Origin of the sequence: Providencia sp. PROV048, from assembly GCF_033688165.1 — a bacterium.
GTDB lineage: Bacteria > Pseudomonadota > Gammaproteobacteria > Enterobacterales > Enterobacteriaceae > Providencia > Providencia hangzhouensis.
Genome location: NZ_CP096360.1, coordinates 1904725 through 1925313, shown reverse-complemented (window position 1 = coordinate 1925313; position 20589 = coordinate 1904725). Strand labels below are relative to the sequence as shown.

The 20589-nt window shown below is 39.9% G+C and carries 20 protein-coding genes; all 20 read right to left on the bottom strand.

The genetic code is table 11. From position 1 onward, the window contains the following. Positions 1–64: 64 nt before the first annotated feature. Positions 65–661, bottom strand: a complete 597-nt coding sequence (gene umoD, locus M1F26_RS08330) for a UmoD family flagellar biogenesis regulator (protein ID WP_004253302.1) — start codon at positions 659–661, stop codon at positions 65–67. Positions 662–1245: 584 nt separating this feature from the next. After that, entirely contained in the window at positions 1246–2550 is a 1305-nt protein-coding gene (locus M1F26_RS08325) for an NAD(P)/FAD-dependent oxidoreductase (RefSeq protein WP_140172522.1), read from the bottom strand. 404 nt (positions 2551–2954) lie between these two features. Beyond that, positions 2955–4574, bottom strand: coding sequence for a bifunctional metallophosphatase/5'-nucleotidase (locus M1F26_RS08320; protein ID WP_094960435.1), 1620 nt, complete (start codon positions 4572–4574; stop codon positions 2955–2957). Positions 4575–4609: 35 nt separating this feature from the next. Continuing rightward, positions 4610–5962, bottom strand: coding sequence for an OprD family outer membrane porin (locus M1F26_RS08315; protein WP_140172523.1), 1353 nt, complete (start codon positions 5960–5962; stop codon positions 4610–4612). A 1371-nt stretch (positions 5963–7333) separates the two neighbouring features. Next, positions 7334–8353 (bottom strand): beta-N-acetylhexosaminidase, encoded by a 1020-nt coding sequence (gene nagZ / locus M1F26_RS08310; RefSeq protein ID WP_140172524.1) that lies wholly within the window; start codon positions 8351–8353, stop codon positions 7334–7336. A 64-nt stretch (positions 8354–8417) separates the two neighbouring features. Beyond that, the gene (locus M1F26_RS08305; protein WP_227528965.1) at positions 8418–9320 is read right to left on the bottom strand and encodes a phosphotransferase; all 903 of its coding nucleotides are present in this window, start codon (positions 9318–9320) and stop codon (positions 8418–8420) included. Further along, complete coding sequence (gene lpoB, locus M1F26_RS08300) at positions 9283–9861, bottom strand: penicillin-binding protein activator LpoB (RefSeq protein WP_004253278.1); 579 nt, start codon at positions 9859–9861, stop codon at positions 9283–9285. The genes M1F26_RS08305 and lpoB overlap by 38 nt, the downstream gene beginning before the upstream one ends. 2 nt (positions 9862–9863) lie before the next feature. Continuing rightward, positions 9864–10256, bottom strand: coding sequence for a YcfL family protein (locus tag M1F26_RS08295; RefSeq protein ID WP_004253275.1), 393 nt, complete (start codon positions 10254–10256; stop codon positions 9864–9866). Positions 10257–10269: 13 nt separating this feature from the next. After that, a complete protein-coding gene (hinT, locus tag M1F26_RS08290; protein WP_036957623.1) occupies positions 10270–10620 on the bottom strand; it encodes a purine nucleoside phosphoramidase in 351 nt (116 codons plus the stop codon). Positions 10621–10660: 40 nt separating this feature from the next. Further along, the gene (locus M1F26_RS08285; RefSeq protein ID WP_140172526.1) at positions 10661–11452 is read right to left on the bottom strand and encodes a metal-dependent hydrolase; all 792 of its coding nucleotides are present in this window, start codon (positions 11450–11452) and stop codon (positions 10661–10663) included. Positions 11453–11464: 12 nt separating this feature from the next. Continuing rightward, complete coding sequence (gene holB, locus M1F26_RS08280; protein WP_110591836.1) at positions 11465–12457, bottom strand: DNA polymerase III subunit delta'; 993 nt, start codon at positions 12455–12457, stop codon at positions 11465–11467. Between the two features lie 24 nt (positions 12458–12481). Further along, positions 12482–13111, bottom strand: a complete 630-nt coding sequence (gene tmk / locus M1F26_RS08275) for a dTMP kinase (RefSeq protein ID WP_004253248.1) — start codon at positions 13109–13111, stop codon at positions 12482–12484. Between the two features lie 5 nt (positions 13112–13116). After that, on the bottom strand, positions 13117–14139 hold the full coding sequence (gene mltG, locus M1F26_RS08270) for an endolytic transglycosylase MltG (RefSeq protein WP_140172527.1): 1023 nt from the start codon (positions 14137–14139) through the stop codon (positions 13117–13119). Positions 14140–14191: 52 nt separating this feature from the next. Continuing rightward, a complete protein-coding gene (pabC, locus tag M1F26_RS08265; protein WP_140172528.1) occupies positions 14192–15022 on the bottom strand; it encodes an aminodeoxychorismate lyase in 831 nt (276 codons plus the stop codon). A gap of 150 nt (positions 15023–15172) precedes the next feature. Continuing rightward, complete coding sequence (gene fabF, locus M1F26_RS08260) at positions 15173–16423, bottom strand: beta-ketoacyl-ACP synthase II (RefSeq protein WP_071585850.1); 1251 nt, start codon at positions 16421–16423, stop codon at positions 15173–15175. A 78-nt stretch (positions 16424–16501) separates the two neighbouring features. Then, positions 16502–16738 carry an acyl carrier protein gene (acpP, locus tag M1F26_RS08255; protein ID WP_004253236.1) on the bottom strand — a complete coding sequence of 79 codons (237 nt, stop codon included), beginning with the start codon at positions 16736–16738 and terminating at the stop codon, positions 16502–16504. 155 nt (positions 16739–16893) lie between these two features. Then, a complete protein-coding gene (fabG, locus tag M1F26_RS08250; RefSeq protein ID WP_004253233.1) occupies positions 16894–17628 on the bottom strand; it encodes a 3-oxoacyl-ACP reductase FabG in 735 nt (244 codons plus the stop codon). A gap of 7 nt (positions 17629–17635) precedes the next feature. After that, positions 17636–18568: an ACP S-malonyltransferase gene (fabD, locus tag M1F26_RS08245; protein WP_140172529.1), complete on the bottom strand. Its 933-nt coding sequence runs from the start codon at positions 18566–18568 to the stop codon at positions 17636–17638. A gap of 18 nt (positions 18569–18586) precedes the next feature. Then, complete coding sequence (locus M1F26_RS08240; RefSeq protein ID WP_094960620.1) at positions 18587–19537, bottom strand: beta-ketoacyl-ACP synthase III; 951 nt, start codon at positions 19535–19537, stop codon at positions 18587–18589. 9 nt (positions 19538–19546) lie between these two features. Then, positions 19547–20587 (bottom strand): phosphate acyltransferase PlsX, encoded by a 1041-nt coding sequence (gene plsX / locus M1F26_RS08235; protein ID WP_140172530.1) that lies wholly within the window; start codon positions 20585–20587, stop codon positions 19547–19549. Between the last annotated feature and the right edge of the window lie 2 nt (positions 20588–20589).

Sequence of the window (20589 nt, the reverse complement as noted above, 5' to 3'; positions counted from 1 at the left end):
ATGCTCTAAAATGATAAAAGGCTACTCTTGTAGCCTTTTATCTCTATAATATTTATAGAAAAAATTATTCCATAAAGCCAAATGTATTTTTATTCGGTTGCAGTTCTAAGACTGCTGATGAGTTTTTTGTGATTGGTAATTCATTTTGTTGTAAACAATAAAAGGGTAATAATTCTTTTATATCACTGCGCATGGTTTCACATACTGAATTGGATGAAGTGAGCACCAAACGCCCTTTATCATCTAAAGGAATAAACATTGATGGTTCATAGGATGTTCTGACTTTTCCAACTGTTTTACCAATTTGGTACACAACGTCATATCCAACAATCACTAATTCCATTTTTTGTGTGTTAACACAGGTTTGATTTTGCATATCAAATAGAGATGGAAAGCTTTTCCCTTGTAATGCTTCAATCATAAAAATCATTTTGCATTCGCTTTGCGCAGGGTGAAAACGAGAAAGGGATTGCTGATTAAAGGTGCCTAAAACCCCTGTTACTGTACAATTTTCGTACTCAACAAGGCGATTCGCTTTGATCGGCTCAACCGATAATACCGTAGCCAATTTAGTTTCCGGCTCTTGGCTGAATGAATTCACGAGCAATACAATAAGGAGCATCACTACAGTTGCTAATAACAACTTAAATTTTAGCTTCATCGTGTTAACCCTTATTAAAATATGCCGTGCCTATTGTAACCACTACTCAAAATAATTCGATAATTACCTACTAATAGTGTTGTTTTTTAGAATTATCTTAAATTATCATGAAAAAATATGTTTATTATAACTGTTTTAGAAAAATAAAATTTACCATTAGTGCAACTTCACCTATTGATTACAATCAAAAATATTACTGTTTTAAATCAATAGGATAATAGAAGAGCCTGTTATGGTTGGCTGTTATCGTTATATAAATGGATTTACATCTTAATTATTTAAAACTTAAGATAAGTTAATATTCGGATCATTTATTTTATATTAATTTCTAGGTTTAAGTTTCATTAAAATATATATTTATATAAGTAATAGTGACAATATAATCGATAATTAACCTATTAAATTTGATCTAAATAGTTTTTCTACGCAATATTTAACATAGATAAGCCTTGACAGATTTAGTTAATATATTTATTAACATTATTATTTATAATGATAAATAATAAAAAATAATGCACCTGTTATACGAATATACAGGTGCATAGTGCTAATAAAACCAAATTAAACAAGTAGCTAGTCGTTGACTAGTGCAATTTTAACTTTGGACGAATAATTCTGTTAATACTGCCAACAAGCATCATTAGCCCCGTTTTAATGTAACCGTGTAATGCGATTTGGTGCATACGGTATAAAGAAATATACACAAAACGAGCGATACGCCCTTCTACCATCATATCCCCACGCATTAAATTCCCCATCAAGCTGCCAACTGTACTAAAGCGAGACAGTGAAACTAATGAGCCATGGTCTTTATAAACATATTCTTTTAAAGGTTTATCTTTCATTAAAGCGACAATATTGTCATAACAAAGGCTGGCCATTTGGTGAGCTGATTGAGCCCTTGGTGGCACAAATCCCCCTTCTGGCTTAGCGCAAGAAGCGCAATCGCCAATGGCAAAAATCATATCGTCACGAGACGTTTGTAACGTCGGTTTTACCACCAATTGGTTGATACGATTTGTTTCTAACCCAGCGATATCTTTCATGAAATCAGGTGCTTTAATCCCTGCAGCCCAAACCATGAGATCCGCATGAATTTTACCATCGTCTTTCGTATTCAAACCATCTGCATCAGCACTGGTTACCATAGTTTTCGTCAATACATTCACGCCGAGTTTATTAAGTTCTTGATGTGCGGCACTTGAAATTCTCGGCGGTAAAGCCGGCAGGATACGTTCACCCGCTTCAACTAGTGTGACATTCAATGCATCTGTGTCTAGCCCTTTAAAACCATAACTGGTCAGTTGCTCTACTGCATTATAGAGCTCCGCTGATAACTCAACGCCCGTTGCACCGCCACCAACAATGGCAATATTAACGCTCTCTTCTGCGTTATCACGAACTGAGTAACGTAAAAACAGATTTAGCATTTCGTCGTGAAAACGGTGCGCTTGGTGTGGGTTATCTAAGAAAATGCAGTGTTTTTTAACACCTGGTGTACCAAAATCATTCGACGTACTGCCTAATGCCATCACTAAAATATCGTATTCTAGTTCACGCAAAGGGACCAATAATTCACCATGTTTGTCATAAAGTTCACCGAGAACCACTTTTTTATTTTCACGGTCAATATTCGTGAGCGAACCTAATTGGAAATTAAATGCATTATGGCGAGCATGGGCCAAATAGCTTATCGCATCGACCCCATCATCTAACGAACCTGTCGCCACTTCATGTAATAGTGGTTTCCATAAATGGCTTGGGTTACGGTCAACCAAGGTAATTTGTGCGCGTTTTTTACGGCCTAGCTTACGGCCTAAACGTGTTGCCAGTTCTAATCCACCAGCCCCACCGCCGACAACGATGATTTTGGGTTGAGATAAGGTCATAAATCCCTCGAAACAAAATATATTAATGTTATTTAAGGTTTCTCATAAAAAAACCTTATATAACAATAATTAGCCACAACTCACACTAACCCTATTAGAATATCATGACTGGTCTATTGGTAATACCAAATATTGATTCACATCAATTTAGTTGATTATTATGACTACGATCACATTCGTCAAATCATTTTTTTCCTCAAACGAATCGAGTCAGCTTTTTAGCCGTTATATCAATCAATTGTTTAAATTCACAAAATGATAATGGTAATGATAATTATCATTTTTTATTTAGTAAACACAATCAATTCCCCCTTCTCATCGTTACCCCATGCCGGAAATTAAGCACAAAAAAACTCTGAGGATGATAAACACCCTCAGAGTTTTTAATGGAATATTAAATTTTATTATTTAATTTTCTTGATACGCACATCCGTTGGAACGGAAACTGGTGAGTTATCTTTAAAGTACTGCATTAACGCTTCGTTATCTGGCAGGCTATAAACACGGTCTTTACCTTGGTTGAAGGCAGAGAAACGGCTACCACCCGTTGCTAAGAATTCATTCGCAGCAACACGATAGCTTTTATTCATGTCTAACGGCTTACCGTTTAATTTCATTGATTTTTGAATAACTTTATCACCCACTGGGCGGCTGTCATCCCACTCGTAGTAAAAACCTTTAGAAACTGGCATAACTTGCGGACGAGCACGATCCCACTGCTGCTCAAGCGCTTGTTTAATTTGTGCACCTGTTAGCGATTGCGTAACAACCACGTTAGAGAATGGCTGGACAGTGAAAATATCACCGTAAGTTAATTCCCCTGCTTTCATATCAGCACGAATACCGCCACTGTTCATAAACGCAATTTGCGCACCACCCGCTTCTTTGCTGGAAGCTGCATATAATTGCCCATCAGCAATAATCTTACCTAGAGTTGAATCTCCTGCAGGCAATAATTTTTTATCCACATTTGCTGTTAAAGAGCCCATCACTTGTTGCGAAATAGGCAAGGCGATTTTTTCGTATTTTTGTACGAACGTGGTTAACTCAGGGTTTTTCTCATAACGGCTCGTTTCAACAGGGATATTCTTTGCATTGATACTAACAATATCTTTCGTATTTCTATCAATCTCAATATTCAATTGAGATAATAAAGTCCCGTTAGACTGGGCTGAAATTACTGTCATCCCATTGATTTCACAATTGTAAGCTTGGTGTGTATGACCGCTGACAACAAAGTCTACATTCGCATCTAATTGTTTAACGATATCAACGATTGGGCCTTTGATATTATCACAACGGTTAATATCTTTAACTTTGGTATCAACTTGTTGTGTTGCGCCTTCATGGATCAGAACACCGATACTGTTAATACCTTGTGCTTTTAATAATTTCACTTGGTTATTAATAGTTTCGACTTCATTTTTGAATTCTAACCCTGCGGTTCCACTTGGTGTCACGATAGCTGGCGTACCTTCTAACGTTAAACCAATAAATGCCATTGGAATGCCATCAAACTCTTTAATAAAGTAAGATGGGAACAGAGTTTCTCCTGTTTCTTTCACAATAACGTTGGCCGCTAAGTAGTTAAAATTAGCACCATCAAAGGAATCTTTACCCACACAACCTGCTGTTGGGTGACAGCCGCCGTTTTGTTTTCTCAGCAGCTCTTCTTTACCTTTATCAAACTCATGGTTACCAACTGCACTGGTTTCCATACCAATCGCACTTAAGGCTTCAATGGTAGGTTCATCATAAAACATCGATGACAGTAATGGGCTTGCCCCGACTAAATCACCCGCGCCAACAACGATAGTTTTATCATTTTGCGCTCTTAATTGATTAACCAGCGTGGCAATTGACTCAATACCACCTAATTTACCATCACCTGGGGCTTGTAAAGCCCCATGGAAATCATTAATACCAATGACTTGTACTTTTACGGTATCTGTATTTTTGGGAGCACAACCCGCTAAAAGTGCACCAGAAATGAGCAGTGTGAGTAATCCAATTTTATGTTTCATTTATTTTACCTTTTTTAATCCTTTTCAACTATCGACTACATTTTGAAACGATAAGTCGTTGTCATTGATCCAGATAACGAGTGTGCACGACGTGAGTGGCCATCATATAATTTTGGCGTCGTGTAGTCGTTCTCCTGACGGTGGTGCCAACCCAGACCGCCACTTAACGAAACAGAAAGGTTTTCAGTTGGTTTCCAATAGCTGAATAGACCGAATTGACCTTGTTTTAATCTTTCACCTTCATATTTAAATTCTGAATAGTTAGTACGCGCACCAACAGAGAGTTCTTTATTAATACGATACTCTGCCGCCATTGCAACCATGGTTTCACCATCGCGTACGTAGTCGATATCTGCATAGGCTGGTGAGTTAAAACGGCCACGAGTGTTACCAATTGGGTTACGCGCAAACTGGCCTACGCCATTCGCTTTTTTCGCTTGGGTATGAGTTAAACCTGTGCTTAACGTCCAAGGTGACTCAGGAATACGCCATTCTGCCGTTCCTGCGTAGTGCCATGCACGTTTGTCAAAATTACGCTTCCCTTTTTGTTTATCGGTTTCAGTACGTTTACCATCACTACCGTATTCATGGTTATAGATTTGTGTACCTAGTGTCACATCTGAAGTCAGTTTATATTTTGCTTCTAAACCTTGCTGACGGAATAAATCATCTGCTTGACCATAGAAATAGTATACTTTCAATGGTTTAGTATTGTAGTTAATACCACCTGTAATGACATGATTAACATTGTGTCGAACACCATTAGCATCAGTGAAATACATGGCATCAATATTTGGGCTATCGCGACGCATGACTTTCTTATCGAGATATAATAAATCCAAACTCCAATCACTGATCGCAGTATTAGTGTAGTAACCGCTATAACTGTTCAATGATAAACGCTGTGAATTCGTGAAAATACCCGTATTTTTCAGCGTAAACCAACCTGCTTTCGCATTAAATTTTACTGGCTCAAGGTCCAGTTTTACTTTTGCATAACGTTGACCAATTTTGTTGTACCCTTTCGCATGGCCATCATCATTATATAAAATTGCACGGGAGGCGAAGTCTTTACTTGCCCCCAGTTTGATACCGCCGTAATAAGAGGCATCAAAGCCAATTACATCAGCAAAATAACCTGATTTGAAATCTGCTTGAAAGTTTTGTCCCCAAGCATTCGCAACTTGTTTTCGATAACGGTTTTCGTTTTTATCAAAACGGTTTTCTGTTTTTAAGTATTTCCACATGTTACGGGTTGACAGTTCTAGCTCCGAATCCGCAATGAATGAGTTTTCCTTGATAGAATCTTCCCAGTTGCTGGCATTTGCCATTGCTACCGCTAAATAGCAAGGAGAAAGCATTAATAACGCAATATTTTTAACTTTCATTGGAATTAACCTAGTTAATGATTATTTGAATTAATTTTATGCTGTACCATGTTTCCATGAACAACAAAACACCATTTTTATTTTTAGCTTAATAAAACAATTTAACTTAAAGACAAACAGATACATCCATTTCAAACACATAAGTCATTTTAAATATAAAATTCAATACAGTATTTTCCTGTATTTATGTTTACTTATTACTATGAATAGAAATATTCCTTATAGGAATTCAAAAATACATTATTGATTCGATAGCGCCACTTACTCATATTTGGTGTTTATCTAGCTTAAACCTCACACTTCGGCACTGTATTTATCGACACTGTATTATTTATTAAGAAAAAATTGCACTTTATTTCCTATATAATTTTTTAGAGCAAAAAATATCCCTGAGAAATAATCATCTCAAATAAATTTGAATATTTAACTTAAAATGCAACTATTAAATTGCTATTTTTTTAATTGATTACTTATCACTCTAAATTGTCATAAATCTTTCATAATACGAATGCTATCGTAATTTTATGTCAATTAAAACGATCACTGTCACAACACGCCACATCAGTTGCAATAAGCTACTTTTTAATAGTGATGTATGTCACGTTTTATTTTAAGGTAAATTTAATATGTAACTCATTATTTTGAATAGAATTTTATCAGCAATTCATTTATTTGTTAACTCATCCACTTAAATAGGTATTTGTAATAGCTTTATACATATTGGCTATATGTATAAAATTTCACCCAATAGAAACTTTCATATGAATGCGTAGTATTTGTTGATGTATATTTACTCATGATCGTTCTATAGCCCCCTCATAAGAGAAAGTATTATTCTCTGTAGGCAAATTTAAATTAAGTAACACTTGAGCAAATGATAGGCACCAATAGTTATTAAGCACTGATTGAATCATTCTATTTTTCATTTATTTAAAATCATCTTAACTTTTTAAGATGATTGCTTTCATTATTAAAATTAACATAGCTATACCCAGCACTCTAACCATATAAAAAACCAGACATAATGCAAATATATGGTTATTTATTTCAATTAAACTCAAAATGTAATTACCAACAAATAAAACAATCAAAATTTCTATTTTATTTTTTCAAAAATGAAACATAACACTAATGAGATTAATAAAAACCTTCTAATTATTTTTAATAGTGAAATAAGTATTAGTTCATTTTTATCAAATATAGTCGAAAAGAACATTGAGATTAACTCTAAAAAACAAGAACGTTACGGGTAACTTTTACCACAAGTCATAATTTTATTATTTTATTCATGCAAAGCAATTTGTCTTTTTTGCGTACTTATGCAAAAAGGCCAGTAATAAATTACTGGCCTTTCAGATGTACTAGAAATTATTAGCGATGTTCTTGCCAGCGCTCATGCAAATCAACGAGTTGACGATGGCTATTTTTCCAACGCTCAACTGCTTGCAACTCTGTTAAACTATATTGTCGGCCGCTATGATATAGCTTAGAAGCTTGGCTATCATATTGTTTCGGTAAGTTATCTAAGACGCTGACTGCACCTTCACGATTATTACAGACTAAAATCATGTCGCATCCCGCATTCAACGATGCTTGGGCTCTTTCAGGATAACTTCCCATCACCGCAGCGCCTTCCATCGATAAATCATCAGAGAAAATGACACCATGAAAACCAAGTTGCTCTCGCAATACTGATTTTAACCAAAATGGTGAACCGCTCGCAGGGCGATCATCAGCTTGGGTATAAATAACATGAGCAGGCATCACTGCATCGAGTAGTTCTCGCTGAATAAAGTCTTTAAAGATCAACATATCTTTACCACGAATTTTCTCCAAGGAGCGGTCATCCCGTGGTGTTTCTTTATGTGAATCAGCTTTCACTGCACCGTGACCAGGAAAGTGTTTCCCTGTCGTTTTCATACCCGCACTGCGCATACCTTTAATAAAACGTTCTGCCATGATCATCGCAATTTCAGGGTCTTCGTGGAATGAGCGTTCGCCTATCGCAATACTTTGATGGCCAAGATCCAAAACAGGTGCAAAACTAATATCAATATCCATGGCTATCATCTCTGATGCCATTAACCAACCCGCCTCTTCAGCGAGTTTAGCACCATCGATTTCACTATTGAGTGCTGCAAATGCCTGAGCAGAAGGCAATGCGGTGAAACCATCACGGAAACGTTGTACTCGACCACCTTCTTGGTCAACAGCTATCAACAACCGGTGTCTTGATGCATCACGAATTTGGCGGACAAGCTCTCGTAATTGGGCTGCGTCATGAAAGTTACGGGTAAACAGTATTAACCCCCCCACGGATGGGTGAGCTAATATTTCGCGCTCTTCGTTGTCCAATTCATAACCCTGAACATCTAGCATTATAGGGCCCATAACATGCCTCACTTATTAAACTAATTGTCTTAATCCGATACTGTTTTCTGATAGCCTTTGGCTATCAACCTATTAAACCAAAATATTGCCGTAATAATTGTGAGTGTACCAAAAAGTCAGTTGACTGGCTTTCATTCCACTGCACTTCATACCACATTAATGTCATATATTTTACCCAAGGTGCCCATGATTGACAGCTTTTCGCCAATTGCTGTTTGTCTCGATAAGCACCGTGAACATCACAATATTGCCTCAAGAAAAAATCTCGCTGAATGTCTGTCAGACCATTAAATTGGAAATAGGTTTCTAAAGAGAATGCGATATCTGTATTTGCCGCATACTCCCAATCCAATAGCATTAGCTGCCCTGTTGATGTGCATATAATATTCTTTGCATGAATATCCATATGGGCAGGCGCGAGTTTCAGCATTTTTGGGAAAGAGGCAGAGGTAAAATGGCGATGGAGTTTTTTCCAGCGAGGTGATAACCGTTTTTTATCAATTAAATAGCCGTAATGAGATATTTCATTGCGGAGTTGTAAATGATACCCCAGCAGTGGAGCACAATGTAATTGTGTGACTATATTTACAAGCTCGCACTGAAAACTAGGTAACAAAAAAGTATTGTTATCAGGGTGTTGCCCTTCACACCACCCTAATAATAACCATTGTGAATTCCGACCAATCACTTGAGGTGTAAATGAATAAGCGCGTAATTGCTGCAATATCCGCGCTTCTTTCTTTCGGTCAACATACAAAGCAGTTTGTGCATTTCCATCTGCACGCGCTATCAGCTTCACTTCGCGAGCAGATAGAAAACATTCCAGTAAATAACTTCCACCTGACAACCCTGTTAGTGAGGATATTTTCCAATCACGTACAGAGATTGTAGGAAAATGTGTCACTAACAGTCGAAAAAGTGACTGCTGGTTACTCAATATTGTGCTTTCCAGTCCAAACAATTTCACCTGTTTGCACATCCATCAATTGCATTTCAAGGCTTCTTTCTTTATTTGAACCTGACATCACGCTGTAAATCACATACTCCGCTTGGACATAGCGGCCTAACCCTATCGCTTTGCTACGGGTGACTAAGCTGTCTTCTTGTGATAAACCGAGTGTTTTACGTGCGGAACTCACCACACTGGCGGGAACCACTTTAAAACGATTGGTGTTCTCAACCGCGGTTGTCATAACTGATGTTACAGTTTGCACCGGTATTGAACCATTCGTGTTATTTTTCACTGAATCAACTAACAGTACTTTGCCGTTTTCGACCCCATCCGCACTGGCCATTTGATTAACTAAAGGTGTAATGGAAGCGGACCAATCTGTTGTTTGTTGCTTTGGTGGAGTTGGAACAACATCAACGGGTGGCGGAGTCACTTCTGGTTGTTTTTCCGGCTCTACTGGCACAATTGGGGGTTGTGTACCTGGTTGTTGAGGTGGATATGAAGGGCACCCAGCCAAAATTAATGTCGCGGCAGCAACCATTAAGATGCGTTTCATTATTATTCTCCGGCCTTTGACGATAAAAATACATGAACACGTACATTTGTTGCACGTGGAGAAGAAGTCACAGCACGAACTTTCACATCAGAATTTGCTGCGATTTGCTGATACAAGGTATTCGATGTTTCTACGTTTAATCCTTGCTTATCATACCAGTATAAACGATAAGCAATATTCACCACTTTAGGCTGTGAATTACTCATGTTAATAGTAGCGATAGTTTGATGATTTTCACTACCTATCACTGGGTTTTCGACAATGACCCCTTGTGCAAGTACTGCGGGCTCCATAATGATGCGCTGTTGCTCATTAAAAACCAGCCCTTGTGTTTTCTTAAATATACAACCACTTAGCAACACAGTTACCAAAGCAAGTAATGCAATACGGTTCATTGCTGATCCCTTATTATTTCGCCAATAGCGGCCCTAATGGGCGACCACCCACTAGATGCATGTGGATATGAAACACTTCTTGCCCTGAATGTTCATTGCAGTTCATGATTAAACGGTAGCCATTTTCTGCAATACCTTCTTCTTTGGCTATTTTCGCTGCAACAGTAAACAAACGGCCTAATGCAAGTTCGTCATCCACAGTAACATCATTAACAGTTGGAATTAATTTATTAGGAATAATAAGAATATGAGAAGGTGCTTGTGGCGAAATGTCACGAAATGCGGTGACAAGTTCATCTTGGTAAACCACGTCTGCTGGGATCTCGCGACGGATAATTTTACTGAAAATCGTTTCTTCTGCCATTTCAATTTCCTTAGTCATTTAATCGTTCTAGTGAACTAATTTATACGTTATTTGTGCCAACATTTAAATGAAACAAACGATTGAAGTTTTGTGTCGTGATTTCAGCGAGTTGCTCAACACTAACCCCCTTTAGCACCGCCATATACTCAATAACATCCCGGACGAACGCGGGTTGGTTTTCCCTGCCACGATGAGGAACAGGAGCCAAATATGGCGAGTCAGTTTCGACTAAAATTCGGTCTAAAGGAACAACACGGGCGGCTTCTCTAATTTGCTCTGCGTTACGAAATGTGACGATCCCTGAAAATGAGATATACATACCTAAATCGAGTAGTTCAACAGCCGTATCTTTATCTTCAGTAAAGCAGTGTAATACTCCGCCACAGTCCATCACGTTTTCTTCGCGTAGAATAGATAAAGTGTCTTCTCGTGCCGCACGAGTATGCACAATGACGGGTTTATTGACTTCACGACCTATGCGAATGTGCTGACGAAAAGACTCTTGCTGCAACGCGGCATTCTCTTGCTGATAATAGTAATCCAGCCCAGTTTCTCCTAGCGCAACAACCTCATTTCCTGCGGCTAATTGTGCTAGTCGTGCGAAATCATATCCTTCGTCTAAATTGAGAGGATGAATACCACATGAAAAAGCAATATTGTCACGCATGCCAATCATTTTTTTCATGCTTTCAAAACCGTGCAACGTTGTTGCAACAGCTAACATGAAACGGACATCACGGGCCGAAGCCTTTGCGATAACATCGTCGACATTCGTATGTAATTTTTCATAATCTAAACAGTCGAGATGACAGTGTGAATCAACAACAAACATATTTAACTCTTTTTAAAATGTAGGGAGAGACAACGAAGCTTCCCATTGTAATAATTGATTTGTCAGAATCAGTTCCTGATTCAGTGCAGGAACTGTCAGTAATTGATGGCGGCAATATAACCACTTATCATACATATTTATTAACTGTGTTCGATTCATAGCACCAGCTAATTGCAGAACTTGAGATTGCTGATCTTGGTTGATGCAAAAAGCCCCAGCCCCTTGTTGAATTTTAATAGCATCCGCCAATAAGCTAAGTAGCCAATTTAAGGCATCAGGCGCTTCATCAATATTCAAACTAGGCAGCAAACTCAACATATCCCCCGTTTGCAATGCATGACCTAAACTATGGCATAGTGCATTACGTTTTTGCCAGCGTTGTTCATCCAATAAGGCTAGCGCAGAAAGTGGCGCACCTTGGCATATTTTTAATGCCGTTATCGCATTTTCAACAGCAATACCCGGCTTTTGCTTTTGCAACCAGTAGAGTGCTATTTGTGGATCGGGAGCAGGTAAGAAATGACTTAGGCAACGGCTGCGAATGGTCGCAAGCAAATTCTCTTGTTTATCACTTCCAAGTAAAAAGTAAGTATCCTTTGCTGGCTCTTCCAATGTTTTCAATAACGCATTAGCTGCTGCATCTGTCAATGCTTCAACCTGTGGAATATACACCACTTTGTTGCCGCCTTGTTGAGCATGGCGACTCAAGGTTTCAATCAATTTTCTAACCGCATCAACACTAACAGTAGACTTCCCTTTTTCTACTTCAATAATATGATAGTCAGGATGATTACCAGCGAGCATCAAACGACAGCTGTGGCATTGCCCACAGCTTTTTAGCCCGTCTCTTTCTTGGCAAATAAGCCAACGACTAATTCCATAGCATAGTGCTTGTGCCCCATTTCCCGGTATTGAGTGAAGCAGTAACGCATGGTGGCCTCTACCGTTTTGGTACGCAGTAATAATTTGTCGGTAAGGTTCATTTAACCAAGGATACCAATTCATGGGATTAATACCTTATGTGGTTTATCAAGCACGCGCTAACCATTGTGTCAACGTTTGGCGAATATCTTGCTGTACTTGCTCAATGTTTTGGCTGGCATCAATAGTGAGTATCGTTTCATCACCCGCAGCCAGCTCAAGATAACGGCTGCGTGTTCTTTCGAAAAAGGCTAACGATTCTTTTTCAATTCTATCTAATTCACCCCGTGACCTTGCACGTTGTAAACCTAATTCAGGAGGTAAATCAAGGTATAAGGTTAATGAAGGTTTGAAATCGCCCAACACTAAGTCACGTAATGATTGCATCAAATGACGATCAATTTCACGTCCACCCCCCTGATACGCTTGGGAAGATAAATCATGACGGTCACCGACCACCCATTTGCCAGCCGCTAATGCAGGTTGGATCACTGTATCAACCAGTTGTACACGGGCTGCATATAACATCAGCAATTCAGCCTTATCCGTGACTTTATCACCTGCAATACCTTGCTTTATCAGCTCACGGAGTTTCTCTGCCAATGGCGTTCCACCAGGCTCGCGAGTAAAGACAATATCTGTGATCCCTGCTTGGTTCAACGTTTCCACAACCGTATTGATTGCAGTTGTTTTACCAGCTCCTTCGAGTCCTTCAATAACAATAAATTGGTTTTTCATTTTTATCAGTTTTGCTGTTCAAATTGGCGGTAAACTTTAACGGCACGATTGTGGTCGTTTAAATTACGACTAAAAGTATGCCCACCTTTACCATCTGCGACAAAGAATATGTAATCCGTTTTAGCCGGATGTGCGGCAGCCTTTAACGATGCAAGGCTCGGCATTGCAATCGGTGTTGGTGGCAAACCATCAATCTTATAAGTATTGTATGGTGTGTAATTATCTAAATCACTACGATAAATTTTACCACGATACTTTTCACCTAACCCATAGATGACGGTTGGGTCGGTTTGTAGACGCATATTTTTCTTTAAGCGGTTAACAAATACGGATGCAACCTGTGCTCTTTCACTATCAATACCGGTTTCTTTTTCAATAATCGAAGCCATAATAAGCATTTCATAGGCATTCTTATAGGGTAAATCCCTATCACGCCCTTTCCACTCTTCATCAAGGCTGTTTTGCATACGTTTATAAGCACGTTTTAAAATTTCAGCGTCTGTTGTCCCCGCTGTATATAAATAGGTATCAGGATATAACCACCCTTCTAAAGTCCCTTCTCCGTTAAACCCAATCAGGGCATGCAGTTCTGTCGGGGTTAAGTTGGTGGTTTTATGCTCTAAGTAAGGAGCATCACGTAAAATATTCCCCCAATCACTTAAACGGTTACCTTCAATAAAACGGATCGAAAATTGTGCTTCTTTACCACTTACAATTAATTGTAGTAGTTGTTCCACATTCATACCCGGTTGCAGGCGGTAAGTTCCTGCTTTTAGCTGAGCCAGTTCAGGGCGTAGTTTGAGTAACCATTGAAATTCATTTCCTTTTTCAAGAATTTTATCTTCTATAAGTAACCCTTCAAATGCGACACGTCCAGTTCCCGCAGGTACCGTAAAAATTTTTTCTTGTGTGATATTGATAGGCGTTTTGGCATAGTCCAGTACTTGACGATATTGCCAATAGACCGCGGCTGCGACAATAGCAGCCAAGGTAACGGCGATTAGAATGATTTTTTTGGCTAATTTCATTTATTGACCATTTCAATGCGTGTGTTGGTAACAATTAATTCATTTATAAAAACTAAATTTTGCAACGCAAAAATAGATACTCAAACAGCTCACGAGACGCAAATTGTAATGGTGGAAGTTGTTTATCCATTTGAATATTTTGTACCGGTAAAACTGGCATCAGCGCATTACAAATAACCACTTCATCACAATGAGTTAAGACGTTAGCAAAGCGTTCCACCTGTTGAAGATGGTACTGGCTATCTTGTAACAGTGATATTATCTTTTGTCTCATTAATCCATTCACACCACTATGAGATAAAACTGGGGTATACACTGTTTGACCAATTCGCCAGAAAACATTAGCACTACAGCATTCAACAATAATACCGTCGGTGTCTAGCACAATAGCTTCATCTGCATTAAGTTCATCAACCTCTTGCTTAATAAGGACTTGTTCTAAGCGGTTGAGGTGTTTCATCCCTGCTAGCAATGGGTTACGAGCCAATGGAATTTGGCTGAGAACGAGGTTAGCCCCTTTGCACTGTAATTGGGCATAATTATTCGGGAAGGGAGAAACGCTGACTATCACCGTCGGCGAGGTAAAACCTTTAGAGCTATATCCTCTACCACCAGCACCGCGACTAATAATCACTTTGACCACAAATTCGTCTTGAGTCTGTTCTGCACAAACCTGCTTTAGATGCTCTGCCAACCTTTCCCAATCTGGCTGAACAATTTTCAATCTTTGGCTATCGTGCTTTAACCGAACAATATGCTCATTTAACATTTTAGCTTGCTGATTAACGCCATGTATGGTCGTAAAGCAGCCATCCCCAAAAGAGACTGCGCGATCAGTAACACTTATTTGCTGGCAAAGCTGCCCATTAACCCAATATGACATTGATAATACTTATAATAAAAGCTGATAAATCAGACAGTAATCAAGTGGGATTATCATAAACTAAAGCGAAGAACTGTGCAAAGAACTGGGCAAAATAAAGCCCCAGCCACAATACGTGACTAGGGCTAATAACTAACGGTAATAGATTAATTATTCGCCGTGATAACGACGGAAAATTAATGAACCGTTGGTGCCACCAAAACCAAACGAGTTACACAGAGCATACTCCATGTTATCCACTTTACGTGCTTCACCTGGAACAAAATCCAGTTTGCACGCTTCATCTGGGTTATCCAAATTAATGGTAGGTGGAACAATTTGATCGCACAATGCCAAAATAGTGAAGATTGACTCAATAGCACCTGCAGCACCAAGTAAGTGCCCAGTCATTGATTTAGTTGAGCTGACTAATACATCTGTGCCCTCACCAAATACATTAACGACTGCTTGCGCTTCTGCTAAATCGCCTGCAGGAGTTGAAGTACCGTGAGCATTGATATACCCCACGTCACTCGCTTTGATTCCTGCGTCATTTAGTGCATTTTCCATTGCAAGTGCTGCACCCGCACCATTTTCAGGTGGTGATGTCATATGGTAAGCATCACTGCTCATCCCAAAACCTGCAATTTCAGCATAAATTTTTGCACCGCGTGCTTTCGCATGTTCATATTCTTCAAGAATAATGATACCTGCGCCATCTCCCAGAACAAAACCATCACGGTCTTTATCCCATGGGCGACTTGCCGCTTGCGGGTCATCGTTGCGAGTCGATAATGCACGCGCTGCACCGAAACCAGCCACACCAAGTGGTGTAGTCGCTTTTTCAGCGCCGCCTGCAACCATTACATCGGCGTCACCGTAAGCAATCATACGAGCTGCATGACCAATATTATGCACACCTGATGTACAGGCAGTTGCAATTGAAATACTTGGACCACGGAAACCGTACATAATGCTTAAATGACCAGCCACCATATTAATGATGGTCGATGGTACGAAGAATGGACTTACCTTACGAGGCCCACCGTGCAGTAATGACTCACAGTTGTCCTGAATTAAGCCTAACCCACCAATACCAGAACCAATCGCTGCACCAATTCGAGTAGCATTGGCTTCTGTTACTTCCAATCCAGCATCTTTAAAGGCTTGAAAGCCCGCGGCGATACCATATTGGATAAATGGGTCCATTTTCTTAGCATCTTTACGGGAGATGCCAAATTCTTCGTAATTGAAATCTTTTACTAAGCCAGCAAATTTAGTTGCGTGGTTAGTAGTATCAAAATGATCGATTAGGCTGATACCACTCTGTCCGTCACAAACAGCTTTCCATGATGACTCAACTGTGTTGCCGACAGGAGATAACATGCCCAGTCCGGTTACGACTACACGACGCTTAGACACGTATTTCCTCCAAGGAGGGAAAAGTTACAAAAGGAACATAGGCGATCGAGTGATCGCCTAGATAAGTTTTTCGTACAATTATTTAGATGCGTTCTCGACGTAGTCAATCGCAGCCTGTACTGTTGTGATCTTTTCAGCTTCTTCGTCAGGGATTTCGCAATCGAACTCTTCTTCCAGAGCCATAACCAGCTCAACTGTGTCAAGAGAATCAGCGCCCAAGTCATCAACAAATGAAGCTGTATTTACAACTTCTTCCTCTTTAACACCCAGTTGTTCAACGATGATTTTCTTAACGCGTTCTTCGATAGTGCTCATACTATTAAAATTCCTATCAAAACTCGCTTTCGCGATGGTTTTCGTAGTTTATGAAATACAGGAAAAGATACAACCCAATCCCGGCTGTTGGAACTATTATTTTGCATTATTTAGCGTTAGATAACACTAATAATGCAAATAGTTCCATCATTTCTTTAGATCATGTACATGCCACCATTGACATGCAATGTTTCACCTGTGATGTAAGCAGCTTCATCAGAAGCTAAAAACGCTACAGCACTGGCAATTTCTTGTGCATCACCCAGTCTATCCGCAGGAACCTGAGATAAAATGCCTGCACGCTGTTCATCTGTCAATGCTTTAGTCATATCAGTTTCGATAAAACCAGGTGCAACGACGTTGACAGTGATACCACGAGAAGCGACTTCACGAGCCAATGATTTACTAAAACCAATTAACCCTGCTTTCGCTGCTGCATAGTTAGTTTGCCCCGCATTTCCCATCACACCGACAACGGATGCAATTGAAATAATACGTCCACAACGTTTTTTCATCATGGCACGCAAAACGGATTTAGACAAACGGTAAACGGATGAAAGATTGGTGTCAATAATATCTTGCCATTCATCTTCTTTCATACGCATCAATAGGTTATCACGAGTGATACCTGCATTATTAATCAAAATATCAATTTCACCAAATTCTTCACGGATTTTGGTCAAAGTTTCTTCGATTGATGCTGCATCAGTCACGTTTAACGCTAAACCTTTACCTTTACCATCAAGATAAGCGGTAATGGCTTCTGCGCCTTTTTCGCTGGTTGCTGTTCCGATAACGGTAGCACCACGAGCAATTAATGTTAAAGCAATAGCTTTACCAATTCCACGACTCGCGCCTGTTACCAGTGCAATTTTTCCTTCAAAGCTCATGTCGTCCTCAGCTATTTTCTAAAGCAGTGCTTAATGATACAGGATCATTGACTGCGACGGCAGTTAAATTAGAGACAATTCGCTTGGTAAGACCAGTCAATACTTTTCCTGGGCCTACTTCAATAAGATGTTCAACACCTTGATCTGCCATTAATTCTACTGTTTCCGTCCAGCGTACTGGATTATACAGTTGACGGACTAAAGCATCACGAATATTTTGTGCCGATTTCTCAATTTTAACATCAACATTATTAATAACTGGATAGTCTGGCTCACAAAAATCAATTTTTTCTAACGCTTCGGCTAATTTATCAGCAGCTGGCTTCATTAATGCACAATGAGACGGAACGCTAACAGATAATGGCAACGCACGTTTAGCCCCCGCTTCTTTACATGCGATACCCGCACGTTCAACTGCGGCTTTTTCACCCGCAATCACGACTTGGCCCGGTGAATTAAAATTAACCGGTGAAACAACTTGGCCTTGAGAAGCTTCTTGGCAAGCTTTTTCAATTGATTCGTTATCTAAACCAATAATGGCATACATCGCACCAGTGCCTTCAGGAACGGCTTCTTGCATGAGTTTTCCGCGCAATTCAACCAGTTTAATCGCTTGTTTAAAGTCGATAACACCCGCGCAAACTAAAGCAGAATACTCACCAAGGCTGTGACCCGCCATCATCGTTGGCATTGCGCCATTTTTGTCTTTCCAAACACGGAAAATAGCCACAGAAGCTGCCAATAACGCAGGCTGTGTTTGCCATGTTTTGTTTAATTCTTCTTCTGGCCCATTTTGTACTAACGCCCAGAGATCGTAACCCAATGCTTCCGATGCTTCAGCGAATGTTTGCTCAACCAGCTGATTTTCTTCAGCCAATGCTGCTAACATCCCTAAAGACTGAGAACCCTGTCCGGGAAATACCATAGCAAATTGTGTCATGTCTATTTTCTCAGTTAATTAAAAACGAACCAATGCAGAGCCCCAAGTGAAACCGCCACCGAAGGCTTCTAAAAGCACAAGTTGACCACGCTGAATACGCCCATCACGCACCGCTTCATCCAACGCTGTAGGAACTGATGCAGCAGAAGTATTACCGTGACGGTCTAATGTGACAACGACTTTATCCATCGTCATATCTAATTTTTTCGCCGTCGCAGAAATAATTCTTAAATTTGCTTGATGTGGAACTAGCCAATCAAGTTCTTCTTTGGCAATACCGCTCTGTGCTAATGTTTCATCAACAATATGCGCTAATTCACGCACTGCAACTTTAAAGACTTCATTACCTGTCATGGTCAAATAGGCAGGGTCTTCAGAGCAACGGCTACGATTAGGTAATGTGAGTAAATCACCATAACGGCCATCTGCATGTAAATGCGTCGAAATGATACCCGGCTCTTCAGATTCGCCAATAACCACAGCCCCTGCCGCATCGCCAAATAAAATAATTGTGCCACGGTCTTCGGGATCTAATGTTTTAGATAATGCATCTGCACCAATAACTAATGCTTTTTTAGTCATGCCCGTTTTAACGAATTGATCAGCAATACTAATCGCATAAGTAAAACCTGCACATGCAGCTGCGACATCAAATGCCGCACAATCTTGAATACCAAGCATTTGTTGGATTTGGCAAGCTGCACTAGGGAAAGCGTGAGTTGCTGATGTGGTTGCGACGATAATTAAACCAATGTCTGTTGCATCGACTTGTGCCATGTCCAGCGCATTTTTGGCCGCATGAAAACCCATCACTGAAACACTTTCTTCTTCGTTAGCAATTCTTCTTTCATGTATGCCAGTGCGTGTCACAATCCACTCATCAGAAGTATCAACCATTTTTTCCAGATCAGCATTGGTACGTACTTGTGCTGGTAAGTAGCTGCCTGTTCCTAAGATTTTACTGTACATAGCCATAGGTTATTGATCACTCCTGGGTAAAACAATATTTAGTCGCGCTGTTATTCTTTCTGGGACTTGTTTTTCAACAGCTTGTACTGCGCGGTCAATAGCCGCTTGAAAAGCGCCTTCATTCGCTGCACCGTGACTCTTGATGACAATACCTTTTAATCCTAACAGAGTCGCACCGTTATACTGGTCGGGGTTCATGTCCCCAAAACGTTTCATTAAACGTTTTTTTAACCATTTTTTCGCCAGTTGCATAAACCAACTGCTTTTTTTATGTTGATCGCCGGTCGATTTTATCAATGAAAGGATGACGCGTATTACACCTTCCATCGTCTTCAATGAGACATTACCTGCGAAGCCGTCACACACTAACACATCGGTTTTACCTGTCAGTAACTCGTTACCTTCTACATAACCAATGTAGTTAATTGATGTCGTTTCTTTTAATATTGAGGCGGCTTCGCGGATATTATCCAACCCTTTACTCTCTTCTTCGCCAATATTCAGTAACGCAACTCTCGGTTTAGAAATGTTAACCACTTCTTCAGCCATCACGGAACCCATTACGGCAAATTGGACTAGCATATCACTACTACAATTAACATTAGCGCCTAAATCTAGCACTACTGTTTGACTTTTTTGCTGATTAGGTAGGATTGTCATTAGCGCTGGGCGCTCAATCCCCTCTATAGACTTTAGCATTAATTTCGCTAAGCCCATCAGCGCACCCGTATTCCCCGCACTCACGCACGCTTGTGCCCGCCCTGTCTTCACTAACTCTAAGGCCACTCGCATCGATGTTCCTTTGCTTTGCCTTATCGCGTTTGATGGTTTTGCATCGTTTGCGATAATGCCGTCAGCAGGAATAATTTCGACGCGCGAAATTAGCTCAGCACTTTGTTGTGCAAGCAAAGGTTGAATGGCTTCGGGTTGACCGACAAGCAGTAATTTGAGTGCTGGATTAGATGCCAGTGCCTGCAATGCAGCAGGCACCGTGACGCGGGGACCAACATCCCCGCCCATAGCATCTAACGCGATGGTTAGATTAGCCAAGG